This is a genomic window from Enterovibrio calviensis DSM 14347 (genome assembly GCF_000621165.1).
GTDB lineage: Bacteria > Pseudomonadota > Gammaproteobacteria > Enterobacterales > Vibrionaceae > Enterovibrio > Enterovibrio calviensis.
Genome location: NZ_JHZA01000007.1, coordinates 145,241 through 163,597, shown reverse-complemented (window position 1 = coordinate 163,597; position 18,357 = coordinate 145,241). Strand labels below are relative to the sequence as shown.

General features: G+C 46.4%; 20 protein-coding genes. 12 read left to right on the top strand and 8 right to left on the bottom strand.

Annotated features, from left to right (window positions below; genetic code table 11):
* Positions 1 to 199: 199 nt before the first annotated feature.
* A complete protein-coding gene (locus tag Q365_RS0105505; RefSeq protein WP_028022395.1) occupies positions 200 to 871 on the bottom strand; it encodes a type 1 glutamine amidotransferase domain-containing protein in 672 nt (223 codons plus the stop codon).
* 152 nt (positions 872 to 1,023) lie between these two features.
* Here Q365_RS0105505 and Q365_RS0105500 point away from each other — a divergent pair, with 152 nt between their 5' ends.
* The gene (locus Q365_RS0105500) at positions 1,024 to 1,917 is read left to right on the top strand and encodes a LysR family transcriptional regulator (protein ID WP_028022394.1); all 894 of its coding nucleotides are present in this window, start codon (positions 1,024 to 1,026) and stop codon (positions 1,915 to 1,917) included.
* Between the two features lie 316 nt (positions 1,918 to 2,233).
* On the opposite strand, the gene Q365_RS0105495 is transcribed toward Q365_RS0105500, so the two are convergent.
* Positions 2,234 to 2,536 carry a DUF3861 domain-containing protein gene (locus Q365_RS0105495; protein WP_028022393.1) on the bottom strand — a complete coding sequence of 101 codons (303 nt, stop codon included), beginning with the start codon at positions 2,534 to 2,536 and terminating at the stop codon, positions 2,234 to 2,236.
* Positions 2,537 to 2,587: 51 nt separating this feature from the next.
* Entirely contained in the window at positions 2,588 to 3,091 is a 504-nt protein-coding gene (locus Q365_RS0105490) for a DUF2798 domain-containing protein (protein ID WP_028022392.1), read from the bottom strand.
* Between the two features lie 100 nt (positions 3,092 to 3,191).
* Here Q365_RS0105490 and Q365_RS0105485 point away from each other — a divergent pair, with 100 nt between their 5' ends.
* From Q365_RS0105485 to Q365_RS0105475, 3 genes are all read left to right on the top strand, one after another.
* The gene (locus Q365_RS0105485) at positions 3,192 to 3,632 is read left to right on the top strand and encodes a MarR family winged helix-turn-helix transcriptional regulator (protein ID WP_028022391.1); all 441 of its coding nucleotides are present in this window, start codon (positions 3,192 to 3,194) and stop codon (positions 3,630 to 3,632) included.
* A gap of 85 nt (positions 3,633 to 3,717) precedes the next feature.
* A complete protein-coding gene (locus tag Q365_RS25495) occupies positions 3,718 to 4,524 on the top strand; it encodes a helix-turn-helix domain-containing protein (protein WP_051563753.1) in 807 nt (268 codons plus the stop codon).
* A gap of 48 nt (positions 4,525 to 4,572) precedes the next feature.
* Entirely contained in the window at positions 4,573 to 4,974 is a 402-nt protein-coding gene (locus Q365_RS0105475; protein WP_028022390.1) for a VOC family protein, read from the top strand.
* Between the two features lie 147 nt (positions 4,975 to 5,121).
* Here the strand turns inward: Q365_RS0105475 and Q365_RS0105470 are convergent, their stop codons facing one another.
* Positions 5,122 to 5,580: a hypothetical protein gene (locus tag Q365_RS0105470; RefSeq protein WP_028022389.1), complete on the bottom strand. Its 459-nt coding sequence runs from the start codon at positions 5,578 to 5,580 to the stop codon at positions 5,122 to 5,124.
* Positions 5,581 to 5,690: 110 nt separating this feature from the next.
* Positions 5,691 to 6,569 (bottom strand): LysR substrate-binding domain-containing protein, encoded by an 879-nt coding sequence (locus Q365_RS0105465; RefSeq protein ID WP_035024555.1) that lies wholly within the window; start codon positions 6,567 to 6,569, stop codon positions 5,691 to 5,693.
* A 176-nt stretch (positions 6,570 to 6,745) separates the two neighbouring features.
* On the opposite strand from Q365_RS0105465, the gene nagE reads away from it, so the two are divergent.
* Positions 6,746 to 8,203, top strand: coding sequence for an N-acetylglucosamine-specific PTS transporter subunit IIBC (nagE, locus tag Q365_RS0105460; RefSeq protein WP_028022387.1), 1,458 nt, complete (start codon positions 6,746 to 6,748; stop codon positions 8,201 to 8,203).
* A gap of 113 nt (positions 8,204 to 8,316) precedes the next feature.
* Here the strand turns inward: nagE and Q365_RS0105455 are convergent, their stop codons facing one another.
* The gene (locus Q365_RS0105455) at positions 8,317 to 9,147 is read right to left on the bottom strand and encodes a phosphotransferase enzyme family protein (protein ID WP_051563752.1); all 831 of its coding nucleotides are present in this window, start codon (positions 9,145 to 9,147) and stop codon (positions 8,317 to 8,319) included.
* 345 nt (positions 9,148 to 9,492) lie between these two features.
* On the opposite strand from Q365_RS0105455, the gene Q365_RS0105450 reads away from it, so the two are divergent.
* The 4 genes from Q365_RS0105450 (at position 9,493) to Q365_RS0105435 (ending at position 12,506) form a co-directional block, all read left to right on the top strand.
* The gene (locus Q365_RS0105450) at positions 9,493 to 9,810 is read left to right on the top strand and encodes a ribbon-helix-helix domain-containing protein (RefSeq protein WP_028022385.1); all 318 of its coding nucleotides are present in this window, start codon (positions 9,493 to 9,495) and stop codon (positions 9,808 to 9,810) included.
* A 75-nt stretch (positions 9,811 to 9,885) separates the two neighbouring features.
* Complete coding sequence (locus Q365_RS0105445) at positions 9,886 to 10,281, top strand: VOC family protein (protein ID WP_028022384.1); 396 nt, start codon at positions 9,886 to 9,888, stop codon at positions 10,279 to 10,281.
* Between the two features lie 112 nt (positions 10,282 to 10,393).
* Positions 10,394 to 10,927 carry a hypothetical protein gene (locus Q365_RS0105440; RefSeq protein ID WP_028022383.1) on the top strand — a complete coding sequence of 178 codons (534 nt, stop codon included), beginning with the start codon at positions 10,394 to 10,396 and terminating at the stop codon, positions 10,925 to 10,927.
* Positions 10,928 to 10,931: 4 nt separating this feature from the next.
* On the top strand, positions 10,932 to 12,506 hold the full coding sequence (locus Q365_RS0105435) for a GMC family oxidoreductase (protein WP_028022382.1): 1,575 nt from the start codon (positions 10,932 to 10,934) through the stop codon (positions 12,504 to 12,506).
* 247 nt (positions 12,507 to 12,753) lie between these two features.
* Here the strand turns inward: Q365_RS0105435 and Q365_RS0105430 are convergent, their stop codons facing one another.
* Entirely contained in the window at positions 12,754 to 13,908 is a 1,155-nt protein-coding gene (locus Q365_RS0105430) for a porin family protein (protein WP_028022381.1), read from the bottom strand.
* Positions 13,909 to 14,296: 388 nt separating this feature from the next.
* Between Q365_RS0105430 and Q365_RS0105425 the strand changes: the two genes are divergently transcribed.
* The 3 genes from Q365_RS0105425 (at position 14,297) to Q365_RS0105415 (ending at position 16,519) form a co-directional block, all read left to right on the top strand.
* A complete protein-coding gene (locus Q365_RS0105425; protein WP_028022380.1) occupies positions 14,297 to 14,542 on the top strand; it encodes a hypothetical protein in 246 nt (81 codons plus the stop codon).
* A gap of 229 nt (positions 14,543 to 14,771) precedes the next feature.
* Positions 14,772 to 16,028: a leucine-rich repeat-containing protein kinase family protein gene (locus Q365_RS0105420; RefSeq protein WP_028022379.1), complete on the top strand. Its 1,257-nt coding sequence runs from the start codon at positions 14,772 to 14,774 to the stop codon at positions 16,026 to 16,028.
* 155 nt (positions 16,029 to 16,183) lie between these two features.
* Entirely contained in the window at positions 16,184 to 16,519 is a 336-nt protein-coding gene (locus Q365_RS0105415; protein WP_028022378.1) for a PBPRA1643 family SWIM/SEC-C metal-binding motif protein, read from the top strand.
* Positions 16,520 to 16,589: 70 nt separating this feature from the next.
* Here Q365_RS0105415 and Q365_RS0105410 read toward each other — a convergent pair whose 3' ends face one another.
* Positions 16,590 to 18,347 carry a HEAT repeat domain-containing protein gene (locus Q365_RS0105410; RefSeq protein ID WP_028022377.1) on the bottom strand — a complete coding sequence of 586 codons (1,758 nt, stop codon included), beginning with the start codon at positions 18,345 to 18,347 and terminating at the stop codon, positions 16,590 to 16,592.
* Positions 18,348 to 18,357 lie beyond the last annotated feature (10 nt).

Genomic DNA, 18,357 nt, shown 5'->3' with positions numbered 1-18,357 from the left:
TTCAATCATACGTTACTCAGTCACTTTGATATCGAGGTGAAACATTGATTTCCCTTCAAAAATATACGCCTTGCAAAGGTCTCACTCTAACCGCGCATATCTAAAAGCAAGCGCAAAGAAAAACGCCAATGTTGAGCAAGGCAGTGGTTTGCTCAACACCAGCGTTTAAACGTTGTTCTTAACTCATCACTAGCCAATATTATTTGAGAAGCGCGACCATGGCTTTACCGACACCGTGAGCACTTGCTGGGTTTTGGCCTGTGACCAGGCGATCATCGACAATAACATGCACGCCCCAAGGTTGGATCTTGCTGAACTTCGCCGCTTTGCGTGTAAGAGATTCTTCCAATAGGAATGGAATGTCATTAATAGTGCCGAAATCCACTTCTTCTTCTCGGGTAAAACCCGTCACCGTTTTATCAACGATCAATGGTTGTCCATTGCTCAGCGTAATAGGAAGCAGGCCGGCTGGCCCGTGGCATACTGAACCAATCACGCCGCCTTTTTCGTAAAGCGATGCCGCTAGGCTTGCCGTCAATGCATGGTCGGCCAAATCTGAAAGCAGACCGAATCCGCCCGGATAGAAAATTGCATCGTACTCGTCGATATCAAGCTGATTGACTGGGACAGTGTTGTTCACTCGAGATTGAAACTCAGCGTCATTAAAAATGCGCGTGTTAACCTCATCGCCTTCCACGTCTTCACCATAGAAAGGTACCGCTCCGCCTTTGATCGAGGCAACGTCATAGCTGAAACCCGCCTGCAAAAATGCGTCCAGAGCATGAGTCATCTCAGGGGCGTAAGTCCCATTCGCCTGATCAGTGATACCAAGCGTGGCGTGATTCGTAACGATGATAAGAACCTTTTTCATAACGTAATCCTTTTGATGCGAATCGGCTTGGATATTAGGTAGACCGTATTTGGACAGAGATAAGCCGTTCGATGTCCACCATTCTATGCTTTCGCCAAATGAGTGATAATCCGTTAAAATGAAAAACCGTCTTTGCTATATGGCAATAATAAATGAACCTTCACTCACTCAGTTTTGATGGCATTGTTGAATTCGTCATGGTGGCTGAAACCAAAGGATTCAGCGAAGCTGCGCGGCGTTTGAACTGTTCCGTGAGCCATGTCTCTCGCCAAGTGTCCCGCCTGGAACAACGACTTGGCACTGCCCTATTTGCGCGATCGACACGCTCGGTAAAACTGACAGAAACCGGTCAACAGTATTATCTGCAATGCCAAGAGTTGGTGAGCGGGCTTGATCAAGCCAATGAAATGGTGACGGGCGCACAGTTTGATTTGCAAGGCACGCTGCGCGTTAGCATGGCAGGATCATTTGCCGAGCAATTCGTTGCGCCTGCACTGGTGGCGTTTGCCAAACAGCACCCGAAGCTGACTGTTGAAGTTGATTTCAGCAGCAGACACGTCAACTTCGTGGAAGACGGTATCGACTTCGCCATCCGTTATGGACGGTTGCAAGATTCAGGATTGGTGGCGAGAAAGCTAGCCGATCGCAGTTTGATCGCCGTCGCTTCACCGGAATACATTTTGGAACATGGTCAGCCAAGCCACCCCAGCACCTTAGCAAAGCACTCATGCTTGATCACAAACAACGATACGTGGCTATTTGAGCATAAAGGCAAAGAGATCCCAGTGAAGGTATCTGGGCGTTTTCGCTGTAACAATGCGAATGCGTTGGTAGAAGCATGTAAAGGCGGATTGGGGATTGGTTACATGCCAAAGAGCAGTTTCCAGCAAGCAATCAACGAAGGGCATTTGGTTCCTATTCTCGCGCCCTATTGGACACAGAAAATCACGTCATGGGTGGTATATAAAAACCGTAAGTTCTTGCCACTCAAAGCGCGCCTCGCTATCGATCATTTGCTGACCCACTTTGAGGGGTGGAAGGAGTAACGGATGACTATGTCAGGCTCACTCAATGGCAAACAACCCCACCGAATACGCCAAAAGTGGAAGATAAAAAAATAGCGCCAAATCAGCATGGCGCTTTAACACTAAGTTCAGAATAACCTCACATCATCTGCACGAATTGTGTTGAATAAGGGATCTCTATCTCACAGCGTTTCGTGAGTCAGGTGATTACGCATGTCTAAGCCTTAACCCTTTACCTGAACTCAACCAACAACGCCATTTTATGCGTCCTTTACTGGATGAAACATGGCGCATTGGGTGGATTTAGCATCCTTCTTTCAGATGATGTCCGTTAGGGTTATCTTTGACTTTTCACCGTACTTTTGAGGTTCTGCATGAAGGCTTTGAAGTGAGGCATAAAGTCAACAAGCAAGGGGTGTTTGCGGTGTTCCATCATCGTTGGCCCCATCAAACGTAATGCCACGCCCATTTTGGTCGCAACCGATGCTTCCAGGCCACTTCCTTCTTTCAGTTTTTCAACGACGTTGAACATGTCTTCCCTATCAACGTGTTCAAATTCAAGTCTCCTCGCGGCCTCTTGCTCACAACCTATTTCTTCAATAATGATGCGGTAGCGCTTGTCTTTTCTTGTTGTCGTCATTGTCTATCTCTCTTTGATTCCAAAACGGATTGAATGTGATTGAATACCCGCCTAGCTCTTCATAAAACGCTCTATCTTGGGTTTTACGGTTGTTGAGATAATCAGCATCAGGGTAAGCGCCACAGGCAAAGCCGCTAACACGCCATCTAACCATGCGTCGAAAAACACACCCTTTCCTTCAAACCCAACATTATTCATCGCAGTGGTGAAAGCCATGCCCGACTCCATGATTAGCGCCATGCTCACCCCCACCAGCAAATTGCGTTTAAGCTCGCGGGTATTTGGAAGGAGCGCATGAGAAAGTTTGGTTAGTAACACCATCAACAAAAAACCAACCGGCATGACCGTGATAGCGGCGAGTAGAAAAGAACTGCCCCAGTCGGTAAAAAAGGTCTCGGTAAAACCGAGGTTGATGTATGTCATCACGCTTGTTAACGAGCCGCCCATCACAGTCATCATACAAAGTACAACGAGCACTTTTTGATACAGCGGCGTCTTGGTTTGTTGGTGTTCCATCGCTTGCTGCGAGGGAGACATCACATCTTGTGCGCTCATGGTTTCTCCTAGCTTGAAGTGACTCTCAATTAAGTTGATAATATCAACCATACAGGAATATAGTTGATATTATCAACCTATTTATTTGAGAGTTATGCTTATGACTGATCAACATTCACTCGACAGTTTGTTCCAACTGGCACACGCGCTAAAACGTAAAATGATTGAAAGTATTGAAGAACTGGAACTGGGCATTGCCCCCATGAACGTTCGCGTATTGAAGATTATTCGTGTGAAAAAAAACATTACTGCTATCGACATTGCGCACTTGTTGAACAGAGATAAGGCGCAAGTTACTCGATTATTAAATGCTCTTATCGAGCAAGGCTTGATACAAAAAGAGCCCAACCCTGAGGACAAACGTAGCCAGTGCTTACGGTTGACCAACAGCGGTGAGCAGATCCTCAAGCAGATAGCGGGCATCGACGCTAGTGTATTTAAGCAACTGTCGGAAGGTGTTTCGGAAGAAGAGTGGGAAGCATTTACACGTATTGCAGATAAAATGACGCGGAATCTAACCGAAAAATCAGAAAGCGCTTGAACTCGCTGTCCCTGTTTCTTATTCGAACGACAAGAACGCCTATACTTTATCCCGAGTATAAATGCTGAGGCTGTGATACCGCACCATGCTGACAGATATTGACTACCACTCAACTCAAGGCCATGTCTTGCAAGATCAAGGTTACTTAACCTTGGCCCCTGCTGCGCCTCTTAACCATTGGGTGCAAAGCTTCTGGCAGTTGAATGTCCCGCTAGGGCACTATCGCTATCGAAGCATGCCGGACAATTGTGTTGATGTGATCGTTAACCTACGAAATGCAGAAGAGCTATTCATCGTTCCCCCTTACTCTTCAGCATTGGTTTTTGATTTGGCTGGGCCTGAGGCGTATTTCGGTATTCGATTTCGGTTGCTCGGACACAAGGCAATAGTGTCAACGCCCCTTGAGGAATGGGATAGGCTTTCCAGCGACACGCGAAAAGCAGATGTCATTCCAACGAGCGTGATCGATGCCATTCGAGCGTCTACTTCGCCCAAACTGTCCTTCGAACAACGGTGTCAGCATGTATCGGCATCGTTGTTAAACGTTGCCAAGCAACCCAATATTGATCATCGTCTTCTTCGCTTTGTCAGCTACTGTCATCACAACATTTCGTCCAATATCGTCCTTTCCGATAAGACATGTTCCGAGTTTGGGTTATCTGCGCGACAGCTTCGCCGACTAACCCAGCTTCAGTTTGGTCTTTCTCCACGCGACTTCGCGAGAGTCATGCGTTTCCAGCACACATTGGACGCGATCAAGCACCAGCCGAATATGACGTTATGGGCAGATAACTTCTACGACCAATCCCATTTCATTCGTGAATTTAAACGCATGTCAGGAACCAAGCCGAGCGAACTGTTTAATTTGTCCGTTTTGTACAATATCGACTAGGCCACCTCACCGATACTCATCAAACATTATTCAATAAGGACAATGAAAATGATTGAGTTTCAAGCGATGTTTCCCGTTATCGTCACGCCAGAGCTAGACACGCTGAAAACGTTTTATCTCTCCACATTTGGCTTTGAAGCGGTGTTTTATGACCCTTCGTTTTATTTGCACTTAGTCTCCCCCACAACCGGTGTCCAGCTTGGCTTTCTTGTACCCAACCACGCTTCTCAACCCAATTTTTTGCACGCCAACATGGTGACCGAAGGCTACGTGATTTCATTAGAAGTGCGAGATGCCGCCAAAGCGTTTGCAGAGGCAAAAGCCATGAACCTAAATATTGCGATGGAATTGAAGGAAGAAGTCTGGGGGCAAATACACTTTATGGTTGAGGACCCAGCAGGTTTGCGTATTGATATTGTTGAACACGTTGCTTCTTCAACTGAAGAATGACGAGAAAATGCATGAGATAGGAAGTGCCAGCGTGAAGTCTCTGGGGCAAGTCATCGAACTGGCCCCTTTCAACGTTAACCTTTGAAAGGGGCAACGAACAGACGCTAATTCGCCATTTTACGAATGTTTCTCGCTGCTATTTGCCTCTTAGTCTTGAGGATTTTGTTTATCACTGATCTCTGCATAACCATGAAGAAGTTCCGTCAACGCCTTAACCCAACCAAAAACATCCGTGGGTGCATTGTTAATCAATGCTTCAACGTGTTCACAATGCGTTTCGAGGGAAATCGCTTGCTCCAAACGAAACGAAATAGCGTAGAAATGCCACAGCACTAATCGCGTCATTCTTACACTGTTTTGCGTTGCATTTTCTGAATCATCAAACGCTTGTTGAGTTTCACTCAGTGCGATAGCCGTCATACGCAGCATTGCATCAAGACGAGCCGATAACAGGCGTTCCTCGCTGTCGATCTCTTCCTGCTCAAAAGTGAAAATCTCGCTCATCACGTCTTCTGGCACCATTCTGCTTATGATTCGAGCGCTAAACTCTTCCAGTTCATGGCGGGGCATGGTTACGAGACATTCAAAGGTGTAATCACGAAGCATAAGGTCACTCTAATTCGATATAAGTTTCAATGGTCGCATTCTAAGTCCTTAGGTGTGATTTGCCACTTCTTATTCACCTAATGTCGGGACAAAGTCTTAAACACGCTCCCTTACGCTAACTGACTATCAATCCACTGGAGAAAGGTACGCACCTTTGGGCGGTTTTCAGTGCCTTGTGGACACAAAACGCTGTGACATCTCTGTGTTTCCATCGCGGGATAAGGGGCGACCAAGTCTCCGGATTCTAGCGCGTCTTTCACGAAACGGTATCGCCCCATTGCAACACCCAACCCTTTTCTCGCGCTGTACACGGCCATATCTTGGTGGGTCAGCGTGATGAACTGCTTCGACGTATCTAGCACCACCTTGTGCTGTTTTGCCCACCGCTTCCAAGCCGTCGATTTCTTCGCATAAAGAAAATTGACGCGCTGCAGCGACGCTAACCCATCTTCAAATAGTCGATGGGTTTTGGCATAAGCCGGTGTGCAAACAGGAATATATTTCTCGCCAAACATCTTTTTGCTGAACATGTTTACGCGCTCATGTTCGCCGTAATAAATCGCGATATCGATAGCGTGCACATCAAAATCAAGTTCGACATCATGAGTCAGAATATTGAGGTTGAATTTAGGGTACTTGGCTTTGAAATCTGAAAGTCGCGGAATAAGCCATTCATTGGCGATGCCAGGTGACGTCGCGATGGTTAGCTCACCCGAGAGTTCCGTCGTTCGTATGTTGTCAATTTCGCTAAAGATAGAATTAAGAGACTTTGATAACGTCGCCTGAAATTTCTCACCTTCTTCGGTCAACGCCAGCATGCGTGTGCGTCTTACAAAAAGATTAAACCCCAATTCTTTCTCTAGCACTTTGATTCTGTGGCTTACCGCACCTTGAGTTAAGTGAAGCTCGGTGGCGGTTTCAGTAAAGCTCAGTGTTCGTGCGGCTGAACTAAAGGTGTGTAGATTCCGCAAAAGAGATTGATGATTCATAAGACACCATGCATTAAAAGTTTTAATTCATGGTGTCTTTTAACTGGTTTGTTTGCAACATAAATTAATGCGTAAATATCCCCAATGTCTTTGCTTTCCCGTGTTTTTTCGAAGCAAAACCCACTGTAGAGACGAACAATTTTTATCACATTTTAGAAGACAGTTTTGGGGGCTACATGAATATCCTTGGATACATGCAAAAAGTCGGTAAAGCATTGATGGTGCCTGTTGCCACATTGCCTGCTGCAGCAATATTAATGGGGGTCGGCTACTGGTTAGATCCTGTAGGTTGGGGTTCAGAGAGCATTATCGCGGCATTTCTCATCAAATCCGGTGGTGCCATCATCGACAACATGGCGTTGCTCTTCGCTATTGGTGTTGCCTTTGGACTGAGCAAAGATAAAAGCGGTGCTGCTGCACTGGCCGGATTCATTTGTTTTACCGTCATTACGACGCTGCTCTCTCCTGCTGCGGTCAGCCAATTAATGGGGGTGGCAGCCGACGAAGTGCCTGCGGCTTTCGATAAGATTAATAACCAGTTTATCGGTATTCTCGTTGGTATTGTGTCGGCGGAAATCTACAACCGTTTCCACACCGTTGAACTTCCTAAAGCGCTGGCCTTTTTCAGCGGCAAACGATTAGTGCCCATTCTCACGTCCATCGCGGGCATATTCATGTCGTTTATTTTGCTCTACGTGTGGCCAATGGTTTACGGCGGATTGATCGTATTCGGTAATCAACTGCTGGCGTTAGACGCACTGGGCGCGGGCTTATTCGGTTTCTTCAACCGACTCACACTCACCATTGGCATGCACCATGCGCTCTACCCTGTGTTCTGGTTCGATGTGGTGGGCATAAACGATATCCCTAACTTCCTTGGCGGTGCGCAATCTATCGCGAATGGTACGGCTATCCCTGGCAAAACGGGCATGTATCAAGCAGGTTTCTTCCCCATCATGATGTTTGGTCTACCTGCAGCTGCGTTGGCGATGTATCACTGTGCCGATGCTGAAAACAAAGGCACCACGTTCTCTATCATGATTGCCGCTGCAATGGCTTCATTCTTCACGGGGATTACTGAGCCGCTTGAGTTTAGCTTTATGTTCTTAGCACCTGCGTTGTACTTCATTCACGCGGTACTGACGGGCTTGTCTCTCTATATTGCTGCAAGCATGGAATGGATGGCGGGCTTTGGATTCTCGGCTGGGTTTGTTGATTTCGTCCTATCAAGCCAAAACCCGCTGGCAACAAAATGGTATATGTTGATTGTTCAAGGCCTGTTCTTCTTTGCTCTTTACTACTTCGCTTTCCGATTCGCGATTGTGAAATTCAATTTGAGCACTCCTGGGCGCAACGAGAAAGCAGATGAAAGTGCCAGCGCACAAGACATTGGCCCACTCACACTGGATTACATCGAAGCCATTGGCGGCGCAGACAACATCGTCGAAGTAGATAACTGCGTGACCCGCTTACGACTCACCGTGAAAGATTCAGCAATGGCTGACGCTGCAAAGCTAAAACAACTGGGCGCAGCAGGTGTAATTCCAATTGGTAAAGCAGGTCTACAAGTGGTCGTTGGTTTAGGCAAGGTCGATAAAGTGGCTGAACAAATGAAAAGCGTGCTTGCAAAGTAAGGACTAAACGAACGTAACACGCACTTAGCAATAAAAACTAAATTGGGCAGAAAAATCTGCCCAATCCCTTCCCCCTAGAAGCGCGGTTTCGCCTCAATGTGCGATTCGGCGCTTCACTCCATTAAGCGCTCAGAAATCCTCACTTGTTTTGCTTTTAAATAGTCGATGTCAGCCAAGTAACTCAGGTGGTGGCCATCTTCCAGATTCGCGGCGAATTGCTCATTGCCGTTATCAGCTTCATCGCGCATGAAAGTCACGAGTGCATCTAAACGCGCGACCATTGCATCAACCAGCTCGCGACGTTGTTGCTCAGACGCGCCATAGGCATCGCAGAAATGTTTAGCACGTTCAATCTGATCGGAAAGCGAACCCAATGCATCTATCTTGTCTGTTTTAAAAGGTGCCCAACAATAGATGGCATACGCCAAATCCCAAACCCTTGGCGCGGGATGAGCCGTATCGAAATCAAACACACCGACAACTGTTTCTCCGCTGAGCGCCACGTTATACGGCGAATAGTCGCCATGACACATCACTTCTTGTGGCGATCTTGCGGGTAACATCCATTGCGTTTCTTGATCGCAACCCGCCGCAAGAAACGAAACCGATGCATCATGCAGTTTTCGTAACAAAGACGCAGCTGAAACCAACGCTGATTGACTTGCGATGGCGCCCGTCAGCGGGTAGTTATACGTTTGCCCATCGACGAAACTAAGGATTTCATTTTGACCTTCGATACCAAGAACTCGAGGGCATTCCGTGATGCCCTGCGCTTGAAAATGATAGAGCAGGCGGTGCACATTGCCAGACCAAGCGTTAAGCGGTCTGATCACGGTGTTTTCTTTCTTGTAAATCGCACCTTCTCGACCACCAGTTAAGGCTTCTAGGTTCTGATCTTCTTTCACGTATTTGTTTACCTCAATCCGTGGCTTGCTAGATTTCATGCCTGAACAATCTCACTGACTCACTCAAACGTTGAAGACACTATATATCTTCAATCACAACTCGAAATCATTTCTCGCGGTTTTGATTTTCGAATCAAAACACAAAAAAGCCCACAGACGCTAAATCACCTTTCAATTAGGACGAAATGAAATAGTGACCTATGAACAATTGGTTATCTAACAACTACTGTATGTTCATTGGGCACTTTCCTAATTTGTCTTTATGTTGAGATAAATGCTCGTTGCGAACCTGACGTAGGCTTAATTATGAGGAGGTCAATAGTACGTGATTGCATCGCAACGTTGCTCTTGGCTTGAAGTAGCTCATGCTAGGGAGTCGATGCTATGTGTACAATATTTGCTGGACAAGACCCAAAAAATTACGAGTGTCAAACCCGCTCAATCCGTCTAGGAGGGCATAGCACCAGCGTTCGTTTAGAACGAATGTTTTGGCTGGTTATCGACCGCATTGCCAATAGCCAAGGTATGAATACTGGGAAATTCCTTTCCACCATCTATGATGAAGCCCTTGACATAAATGGAGATGTGAGCAATTTCGCCTCACTACTCCGTTGTAGTTGTTTGCTCTACCTCAACGCGCCAGAACAAACTATGCACATTGCCAACACCGAACTCAAGATCAGAAAATTAACGAATAATTAACATGCGGTAGCATAATACCACCTGTCACAAACTCCCTCACATTACACTACTAAAAACAGTGAGGAGTTAGTGTGTATGGCAAAGCCTATTCATTCGATGATCAGAGTATTTGACCCTGAAAAATCCATTTCCTTCTATCAACTCGCCCTTGGGATGCGTGTTGAAGCACGTTATGACTTCGCCAATTTTTCCCTGTTCTATCTCAGAGGTGAAGACAATGTGTTTGAGTTAGAACTTACCTATAACCATGAACAAGCCACTCCTTATGAACAGGGTAACGCCTATGGGCACCTCGCTGTCACCGTCGACGATCTCGAACAACACCACCAATTCCTTTTAGACAGTGGTCTTTCTCCCACTGACATAAAAACCATGTCTTATGAAGAAACGCCCATGGCGAGTTTCTTTTTTATCACCGATCCAGACGGTTACAAGATTGAAGTGTTAAAGCGATTTGGTCGTTTTCTTTGAGCCAGAAAACAACGCGATCTATCTCGTGGCTTAAGTTTACCCATGGCTGCATAACAGCGTACTGATTAAACGACCAGCACCGATAAAAATAATGATCTGGAGGCAATAAAAGATGGAATCGAAAGCCTTTACGCGGCGCGATGTACTCAAGATGGGTTCACTCACTGCTGCATCCGCCTTTGCCATTACGATAGCAGGCATAACCGTCCCCACCAATAGTTGGGCGATGACGGTATCAACACTCTCGAACACGCAAGCAAAAATGCTACTCAGCGTGTGTCGCAGTATCTACCCTCATCCAAATATTGACGATTTGTTTTACGCGGCCAGCGTCGAAAGCTTTGACAAACAAGCCGCCCAAAGCCCCGATCTTCATTCGTTGCTCGTGACAGGGCTAGACGATATTAATCAGCGTTCAAATGGGCAGTGGAATGCCCTTTCCGAAAATGAAAAAGCCGCCATTCTGACAGCTATTTCTAGCACCCCATTTTTCCAAACTGTCAGAGGTAACATGGTCGTATCACTCTATGACAACCCAAAAATTTGGCCACTGTTTGGCTATGAAGGGCCATCATTCACACAAGGTGGTTACCTGCATCGCGGATTCGATGACATCGACTGGCTGCCTGACGCTAACAAGGAGTAGCAAAATGAAAAAGGAGTTTGCATACGACAACAGAAATGTCGTGGTGGTTATCGGCTCTGGGGCTGGTGGTGGAACATTAAGCAATGAGCTCGCCCAAAAAGGTGTAGATGTCATTTGCTTAGAAGCAGGCACACGGCTCGATTACCGCACTGACTTTGAAAATAACGAATGGGGAATGTTTAGCAAAGAAGCATGGTTAGAACCGCGTACCACATCAGGCACGTGGGAAGTTGCTCGAGATTTCCCCGGCTTACCCGCATGGATTTGTAAAACCGTTGGCGGTTCAACCCTCCATTGGGCAGGCGCGAGTCTTCGTTTTCAACCACACGAGCTCAAAGCCAAAACAACCTATGGTGAAGTGTCTAACGCAAACTTGCTTGATTGGCCTATCACGATTGAAGATTTGGCGCCTTACTACACCAAAGCTGAAGACAAAATGGGCGTAACCCGCACACACGATATCCCTGGTTTACCCGGCAACAACAACTTCAAAGTGATGCAAGCTGGCGCTCAAAAAATCGGCTACAAAAGCGTGCATACGGGTCGAATGGCGATTAATTCACAACCCCGTGATGGACGCGCAGCCTGCCAACAAACAGGCTTTTGTTTTCAAGGCTGTCGATATGGCGCAAAGTGGTCAACGCTTTACTCAGAAATTCCAAAAGCAGAGCAAACTGGGCACTTTGAACTTCGCCCAAGCAGCCATGTTCAAACCATTACACACGACGACATGGGCAATGTGGACGGCGTGCTGTATGTAGATGCCAACGGCAAGCAGCAACATCAAAAAGCACGCATTGTGTGTGTGGCAGGTAATTCCATTGAAAGCCCACGTATATTGCTTAATTCCGCAACCAGTATGTTTCCTGATGGTCTTGCAAACAGTTCAGGTCAAGTAGGGCGCAATTACATGCGCCACGTGACGGGCTCTGTATATGCCGAATTTGAAAACCCCGTTCATATGTACCGAGGCACCACCATGGCTGGCATCATTACTGATGAATCTCGTCATGATCCTTCTCGCGGCTTTGTCGGTGGCTTTGAAATGGAAACCTTGTCTCTAGGCTTGCCATTTATGGCTGCATTCTTGAAACCCGGAGCGTGGGGAAAAGACTTCGCAGAAAATATGGAAGGCTACGAGAAAATGGCTGGAATGTGGATTGTGGGCGAAGACATGCCAAGAGAGAGCAATCGCATTACACTCAATACCGAGGTGAAAGACAGCTTTGGTTTGCCCGTCCCCAATGTACATTTTGATGATCATCCCAACGATGTCGCGATGCGTAATTACGCATATAAAAAAGGGGGCGAAGTTTACGAAGCCGTCGGCGCTGTGAAGGTTCACAATGTGGTGCCCTATCCATCGACTCATAATCTTGGCACCAACCGCATGAGTTCGAAGGCGCAAGATGGTGTAGTGAATCAATGGGGGCAAACACACGATATTAAGAACCTATTTATTTCAGACGGTAGCCAGTTCACCACTGGTGCCTCAGAAAACCCCACTCTCACTATCGTGGCACTCGCAATCCGACAGGCTGACTTCATTGCAGAGTCACTCAATCGGCGTACTTTGTAACGCTATATACCCAAACAACCCGTGAGTTAATACTGCGAAACACAGTCATAATACTTGAACGACTCCTTTGTGGAGTCGTTTCTTGTTTGTAAAAAAACAAGCGCCAAGCATGACCTAGCGCTTGCGACACATAAAACTGACTTACCTCACATCATCTACACGATTCGTGTCTCAATTGGATTAGCACTAAAAAATAGGATTCATTCCACTCAGCAACGGATGCTAGTACGCCACTGAGTACAATGAATTAAAACGTCACAACGGCACCAATCGCGAAGGTATTATTTTCTTCCGTACGTCCTTCATTCACTTCTGTACGATTGTATTCTCCCACTAAATTCAAGTTCATATTCACCGTGTGAAACCAAGCGACAGCGTAATTATCGTATTCAAGGCTAGTCGTTCCTCGGGTTTCAACATCGGTTCGGCCATAGGACAACACAATACGCTCGGAATCAAACGAATATGAACCTTGCAACAAGTAACCTTTTGATTCGGTTTGCTCATTTGAAATTATGGTATCTAATCCCGCCACATCGCCTAGTCCTTCCGTACTAAAACCAGAAGCATTGAACGCAGCGCCTGCAAAACCTAAACGAATACCACCACCTAAGCCGTTAGAGTCGGTTTTACCGGTGCTATCTTTGGAGCTTTGAGTGACGCCATTGATATAGGCTTTAAAATCCACCTCATCAAACGTATTGTTGTACGTGATTTCACTTTCAAAACGCGGATTATCTTCAGAGCTGGTTGCACTTTTCTTGTTCGGATCCATCACACCGACAGCAATCTGAACGCCCGACAGGTCGGGACTACGATAAGTGATTTGTGCCTTCGGAAATGGATAGGTATAACCCGACCCAATATTACCGAACGACACGTTACCGCCATCAATCAAACCATAGAAATCGCTGGTTTGGCCGTGGCCCAATAACAGTTCATCCGTCAGAATATTACTGCGTGAAAACAAACCAAAATCTTTGCCCAGCAAAACCTGTCCCCAATTGGCATCAACCGTTGCATAGAATTGGCGAGCATCGATACCAGAGCGAGTACCCAAGCCTTCTGCGCCACGATTGATGTCAGTATCATTTAATGTAACCCAGAACGAAGAACGAGCGCCTATCTTCAAGCCGTCATCAGTTTCAGTGTTGTAGTTAAACCCAATGTAGTTCGGTAGTAAGCCAACGCGAACACGCGATTGGTCTCGACTTACCCTATCGCTGTTGGCATCGTCAAAATCCGACAATCGATCAATGCTTGAATTGGTATAAAAAACATTCACCAACAAATCTGTGCTGACAGAATGAGTATCGTCTTCGTACAAGGTGACAGCCGCGGTGGCGTTTACACACATCACCGCAAAACTTAGCGGTAGTAAACGAATTGCATGAGTCTTCATCTTTTTAATACTCCCTGTATTCGTATTTATGAATCACTGCTCTTCGCTGTCACCACCCCATCTCAGGGGCAATTTCACAGCGATTTCTCATGCTATCGTTCAGATCAGAGGCCGAATATTATGCATATGTATGAATTACACTCATCCTTATGAATGCGTACGATATTCGGTATAAATGGGTTATTGAGTAGAATGCCAGCCTAAAGTAATGACAGATATACGCGCGCGAACAGCGCGAACAGCGCGAACAAGAGAGTGAAAAACCGGCAAAAGAAGATTGAATTTAAAAAGGCACCACAATGAGTCGGGATACCTGATTGCTACGTTAGGCATGCCATGAAATAATCCCAAAACAGAAATCTTGAAACACAGAAAGAGTGTTGAACACATGAACAACGAAACCGATATCATCGACAACCTACAAGATCTTGAGACTTTCCTGATCGCCATTGAAAATGGTGGTTTGGGGCTAAAAGACGTTTCAGGCGTTGCGCTCGCAACCAATAACTCTGACGGTCGCCCGTTTGTTGCCGTGTTGGATGATAAGCACCAATTACTACTAGCTCGATGGGTCACACAAGAAGTGTTCGAAACAGGTAAAGACTTAGTACGTTACGGTGTTAAAAAGCACTAAGTTGTCACTAAGAGATAGTTACATTGCGCCAAGTGACCTTGGCGCTTCAACGTTTGCGTCGAAGTCATCCTCATCATCGTGCTAATCCAAAAACGCAACATTAAACATCCGCGGCAGAATCAACCGTTCAGTAACCTCTCTGTGCCTCTAATGATTCACCTCTAACGCATTGAGTGACTTTCTTGTAGACTAAGCGCCGATCGTTTTATCGCTACTATGGATTTTCATTTTGCACTCTCTTTCTCAGCTACGTGACGGCAAACTTGTAGGCGTCACGCGCCTTAAATTGTCAGAAGACCTCACCGATTTTCCGTTGGAAGTCCTTTCTCTGGCTGACAGCTTGGAAATATTGGACCTCTCGGACAATCTGCTGTCCTCTTTACCAGAAGAATTGAAACAGCTGAAAAAACTTAAAATCGTGTTTGCGTCAAACAACCGATTTGAAACCCTGCCTGACGTGCTGGGAGAATGCCCAGAGCTCGAAATGATTGGCTTTAAATCCAACCAAATTCGCCATGTGCCAGACAATGCGCTGCCGCCCAAGCTGCGTTGGTTGATCCTCACCGATAACCAAATAGAAAACCTGCCAGACTCTTTAGGTCTGCGCCCTCGCATGCAAAAACTGGCGCTTGCAGGTAATCGCTTAACGGCATTGCCTCAGACCATGAGCGAGCTTCACAACCTTGAGCTATTGCGAATCTCTGCCAACCAATTGCAGGAATGCCCTGACCACGTATTTGGCCTTCCGAAGCTGGCTTGGGTGGCATTCGCTGGGAATCCTTTTTGCCAATCGTCAGACACCAAATCGTCCAACAGCATCGAGTCGGTGCCGCATGTCGCTTCGTCTAGTTTCACGTTGCAACATGTCTTGGGGCAAGGTGCGTCAGGCGTGATATCTAAAGCTGTTTGGAATGACAATCAAGCCGACTACCCTGCTGATATTGCGGTGAAGGTATTCAAAGGCGAGGTCACCAGTGATGGTTATCCGCAAGACGAGCTGAACGCTTGTCTGAACGTGGGGTATCACCCAAGCCTTGTGCAGCCGCTAGCTCAAGTCAGCGAACCCAACTACCTCGCACTGGTGATGAACCTGATCCCATCGCACTTTAAGAACTTAGGTTTACCGCCGAACTTCGACACATGCACACGCGATACCTTCCCTGAAGGGTTTTCCCTTTCCATCGCGCAAATCGAAAAGATCGTGGATCAAATGGAAGATGTGTTCGCACACATGCATGACAACCACGTTTGTCACGGCGATTTATACGCACATAACACCCTTTTTGACGACCAAGCCAACATCATCTTTGGTGATTTTGGTGCCGCCAGCATGTATCACATGCTGTCAACGCAGCAACAGGCGACGTTGCGTCAAGTTGAGGGCCGCTCGTTGAACTTCTTCATTGAAGATCTACTCAGTATCTGCGCCGATGAAGATCGTCAAAGTGATGGCTTTACGCACCTCAATCAGCGTATTTCGGCCTAATTAGCAGGTAAACACGAGGATAAAAGCACCGATACGCGAGATTACATTTATACCCAAGCAACCTGAAGATACAGGATTCAGCTTGTTTGGGTATATTAGGCTCGCATTTTGCTGTATAACCTCACTCCGCATTTAACTAACCCGGAAAAAAAACCATGTCTAAGTTTTTCTATAAAGGCAGAATTGAGAAAAAACCAAAATATCAAAGTTTTGGTTATAACACTAAGCGTGCAGCAAAGCCGGGTTCAGAAGACCTTCCGTTGGTGCTAACAGTGCAAACTGAAGAACGCAAAGCAGAACTTGAAGCCCAGGCGCTTGAAAGCCAGCTGTTTGTTGCTATTACCGTTGACGCTGAACAAGTAGAAGACATTACTGAGTTCGAAACGCTGCTTTGTAAGCCACAAACTACCGTGTTTGATAAAACGCCGAACCGTAACGACCCTTGTTCTTGCGGTAGCGAAAAGAAATACAAGAAGTGCTGCGGTAAATAACCCCAAGCAACCTTGTGCAAACACAAAAACGCCAACATGATGATGTTGGCGTTTTTAGTTTATGGATTCGTTATTTGTTCAGTAAATCTTGAGCTAGCACCAGTGTAGATTCAGAAATATCCGGCGTTTCGAGCATTTTACGCGCAACGGATTTGTTCAACGCCGTCGGCTGCGCATTATTGGCGAGAAACGTAAACAACAGATCCCGTGTGGGCGCGAGAATATCAGGCGCATCTAAGCGGCTTCGAATCTTTGCTTGGTAACTTTCACTGAGCTGAAAATCTTGGCTATGGTTTTCAATGCCCGTCGTAATCGCTTTCACCACACTCGGATTGCTATCATTCAACATTTGGTTGAGCAATGTTGGCTGCATGTCAGGATTTCGACTCAGCAGTTTCACCGCGACCTGCCTTTCGTCAGCATACTGGCTGCCCAAATAAGGCAATACTTTGCTGTCTAGCTCCGAGTTTCCAAGATTACTGATTGCCAGCAGCTCGCTATAACCCGCTCCTTCAATCGATAGACGTTGTGATAGAAACGAAGTGACGTCACTGGTCATTCTCGAGTTTTGTTTTCCAAGAATACCAATGTTCAACATCGCGGTTTGCGCCAGCAAGCCATTGGAATGATCGAGCATATTTTGCAACGTGCTCAACGCGACTTGGCTGTTGATATCGCCCATTTTCGCAATCGACATCATCGCGCGTAAACGATCGGTTTCAGCGAGCGAATCGTCTTCAATCAGTGACGCAAGTAGATACTCACCTTCGGGTTCACCAGATCTCTCTAACGCGAAGATAAGACTCGATCGCATACTGTCAGTGATCTCGTCTGAGCTGAGTAAATCACGGACGAATCCCCACCCTTGATTCACCAAATACACGCCCAGCGCTTGAGCGGTATCTAAGTCTGGCTTAGCATCAAACGTCACCAGCGTTTCCATGAAATTCTCTTCATTCACCTCTAATTTGGGGCCCGAGTCATTGAGCGCCACCTTGTATTTGGCATTAACACCCGAGCCAAAATTAACCTTCGCCAACAGTGAAGGATCGGGTGTGATCGGTGTAATCGTAATTTCCTGTTCAAGCTGAAGCTCTGAACCATCCATTTCAAGGGTTTTGCCTGCACTGGTTGCTAAAACTGAGGGAAACAGGTTCGCATCTAAGGTAAGTGACCACACTTCGTGCTCTGACAACGTTTCATAGCTGGCAGAGGAGCGCAAATCCTCTGCTTTCTGTCTTGTAACTTGTTCACCTTTAACCTGATATACATAAGTATGTATGCCGTCTGCAAGCTCAATGCTCTGAATCCCTTCAAAGTAAGAAAATTGCACCAATAGGGTCGTCACAATGTTGAGTGGATGTTGAGATGGAAGTCCTAACATCGACACGTTGGTGAACTCACCAGAATCGTACTTGAACGTAAAACCAAGTTGCGGCGGAATGTCGGTTTCTGGATCCTCAGATTCAAATTTCACGTCATAAACAACGCCTTTGAAAGGAGACTTCTCTTTCATACTGAGAGCGATATTCAACGTGTTAGTAAAGTCGGCCAGTGTCGCTCCCTCACCTGTAAGCTTTGAACGTATCACTGCCCTGTAAGCCTTTAGCTCGCTGCTGCTCGGTGTCGAGGGGGAGACAACCGAAGAGGAACTCGCATTACCGCTAACGCTCGAAGGAGAACTTTCTACATCAGTGAGTTTTTTTTCAACACTCGTTAGCTGTGTATTCGTTTTAACCGTTGTCTGTGGTGTCGATTCAAACAAAACAAATGACAAGACAACCACTGCGCAGGCAAGCAACGAGGTAATGAGTAAATTTCTTTTCATTGCGAATCCA

What these genes read in the sequence shown, in the direction of transcription:
- Q365_RS0105440 (WP_028022383.1), top strand. Translation starts at nt 10,394, where the DNA reads ATGGAATCGAAAGCCTTTACGCGGCGCGATGTACTCAAGATGGGTTCA.
- Q365_RS0105450 (WP_028022385.1), top strand. Translation starts at nt 9,493, where the DNA reads ATGTGTACAATATTTGCTGGACAAGACCCAAAAAATTACGAGTGTCAA.
- nagE (WP_028022387.1), top strand. Translation starts at nt 6,746, where the DNA reads ATGAATATCCTTGGATACATGCAAAAAGTCGGTAAAGCATTGATGGTG.
- Q365_RS0105455 (WP_051563752.1), bottom strand. Translation starts at nt 9,147, where the DNA reads ATGAAATCTAGCAAGCCACGGATTGAGGTAAACAAATACGTGAAAGAA.
- Q365_RS0105415 (WP_028022378.1), top strand. Translation starts at nt 16,184, where the DNA reads ATGTCTAAGTTTTTCTATAAAGGCAGAATTGAGAAAAAACCAAAATAT.
- Q365_RS0105505 (WP_028022395.1), bottom strand. Translation starts at nt 871, where the DNA reads ATGAAAAAGGTTCTTATCATCGTTACGAATCACGCCACGCTTGGTATC.
- Q365_RS0105425 (WP_028022380.1), top strand. Translation starts at nt 14,297, where the DNA reads ATGAACAACGAAACCGATATCATCGACAACCTACAAGATCTTGAGACT.
- Q365_RS0105465 (WP_035024555.1), bottom strand. Translation starts at nt 6,569, where the DNA reads ATGAATCATCAATCTCTTTTGCGGAATCTACACACCTTTAGTTCAGCC.
- Q365_RS0105475 (WP_028022390.1), top strand. Translation starts at nt 4,573, where the DNA reads ATGATTGAGTTTCAAGCGATGTTTCCCGTTATCGTCACGCCAGAGCTA.
- Q365_RS0105485 (WP_028022391.1), top strand. Translation starts at nt 3,192, where the DNA reads ATGACTGATCAACATTCACTCGACAGTTTGTTCCAACTGGCACACGCG.
- Q365_RS0105495 (WP_028022393.1), bottom strand. Translation starts at nt 2,536, where the DNA reads ATGACGACAACAAGAAAAGACAAGCGCTACCGCATCATTATTGAAGAA.
- Q365_RS25495 (WP_051563753.1), top strand. Translation starts at nt 3,718, where the DNA reads ATGCTGACAGATATTGACTACCACTCAACTCAAGGCCATGTCTTGCAA.
- Q365_RS0105490 (WP_028022392.1), bottom strand. Translation starts at nt 3,091, where the DNA reads ATGAGCGCACAAGATGTGATGTCTCCCTCGCAGCAAGCGATGGAACAC.
- Q365_RS0105500 (WP_028022394.1), top strand. Translation starts at nt 1,024, where the DNA reads ATGAACCTTCACTCACTCAGTTTTGATGGCATTGTTGAATTCGTCATG.
- Q365_RS0105430 (WP_028022381.1), bottom strand. Translation starts at nt 13,908, where the DNA reads ATGAAGACTCATGCAATTCGTTTACTACCGCTAAGTTTTGCGGTGATG.
- Q365_RS0105435 (WP_028022382.1), top strand. Translation starts at nt 10,932, where the DNA reads ATGAAAAAGGAGTTTGCATACGACAACAGAAATGTCGTGGTGGTTATC.
- Q365_RS0105410 (WP_028022377.1), bottom strand. Translation starts at nt 18,347, where the DNA reads ATGAAAAGAAATTTACTCATTACCTCGTTGCTTGCCTGCGCAGTGGTT.
- Q365_RS0105445 (WP_028022384.1), top strand. Translation starts at nt 9,886, where the DNA reads ATGGCAAAGCCTATTCATTCGATGATCAGAGTATTTGACCCTGAAAAA.
- Q365_RS0105470 (WP_028022389.1), bottom strand. Translation starts at nt 5,580, where the DNA reads ATGCTTCGTGATTACACCTTTGAATGTCTCGTAACCATGCCCCGCCAT.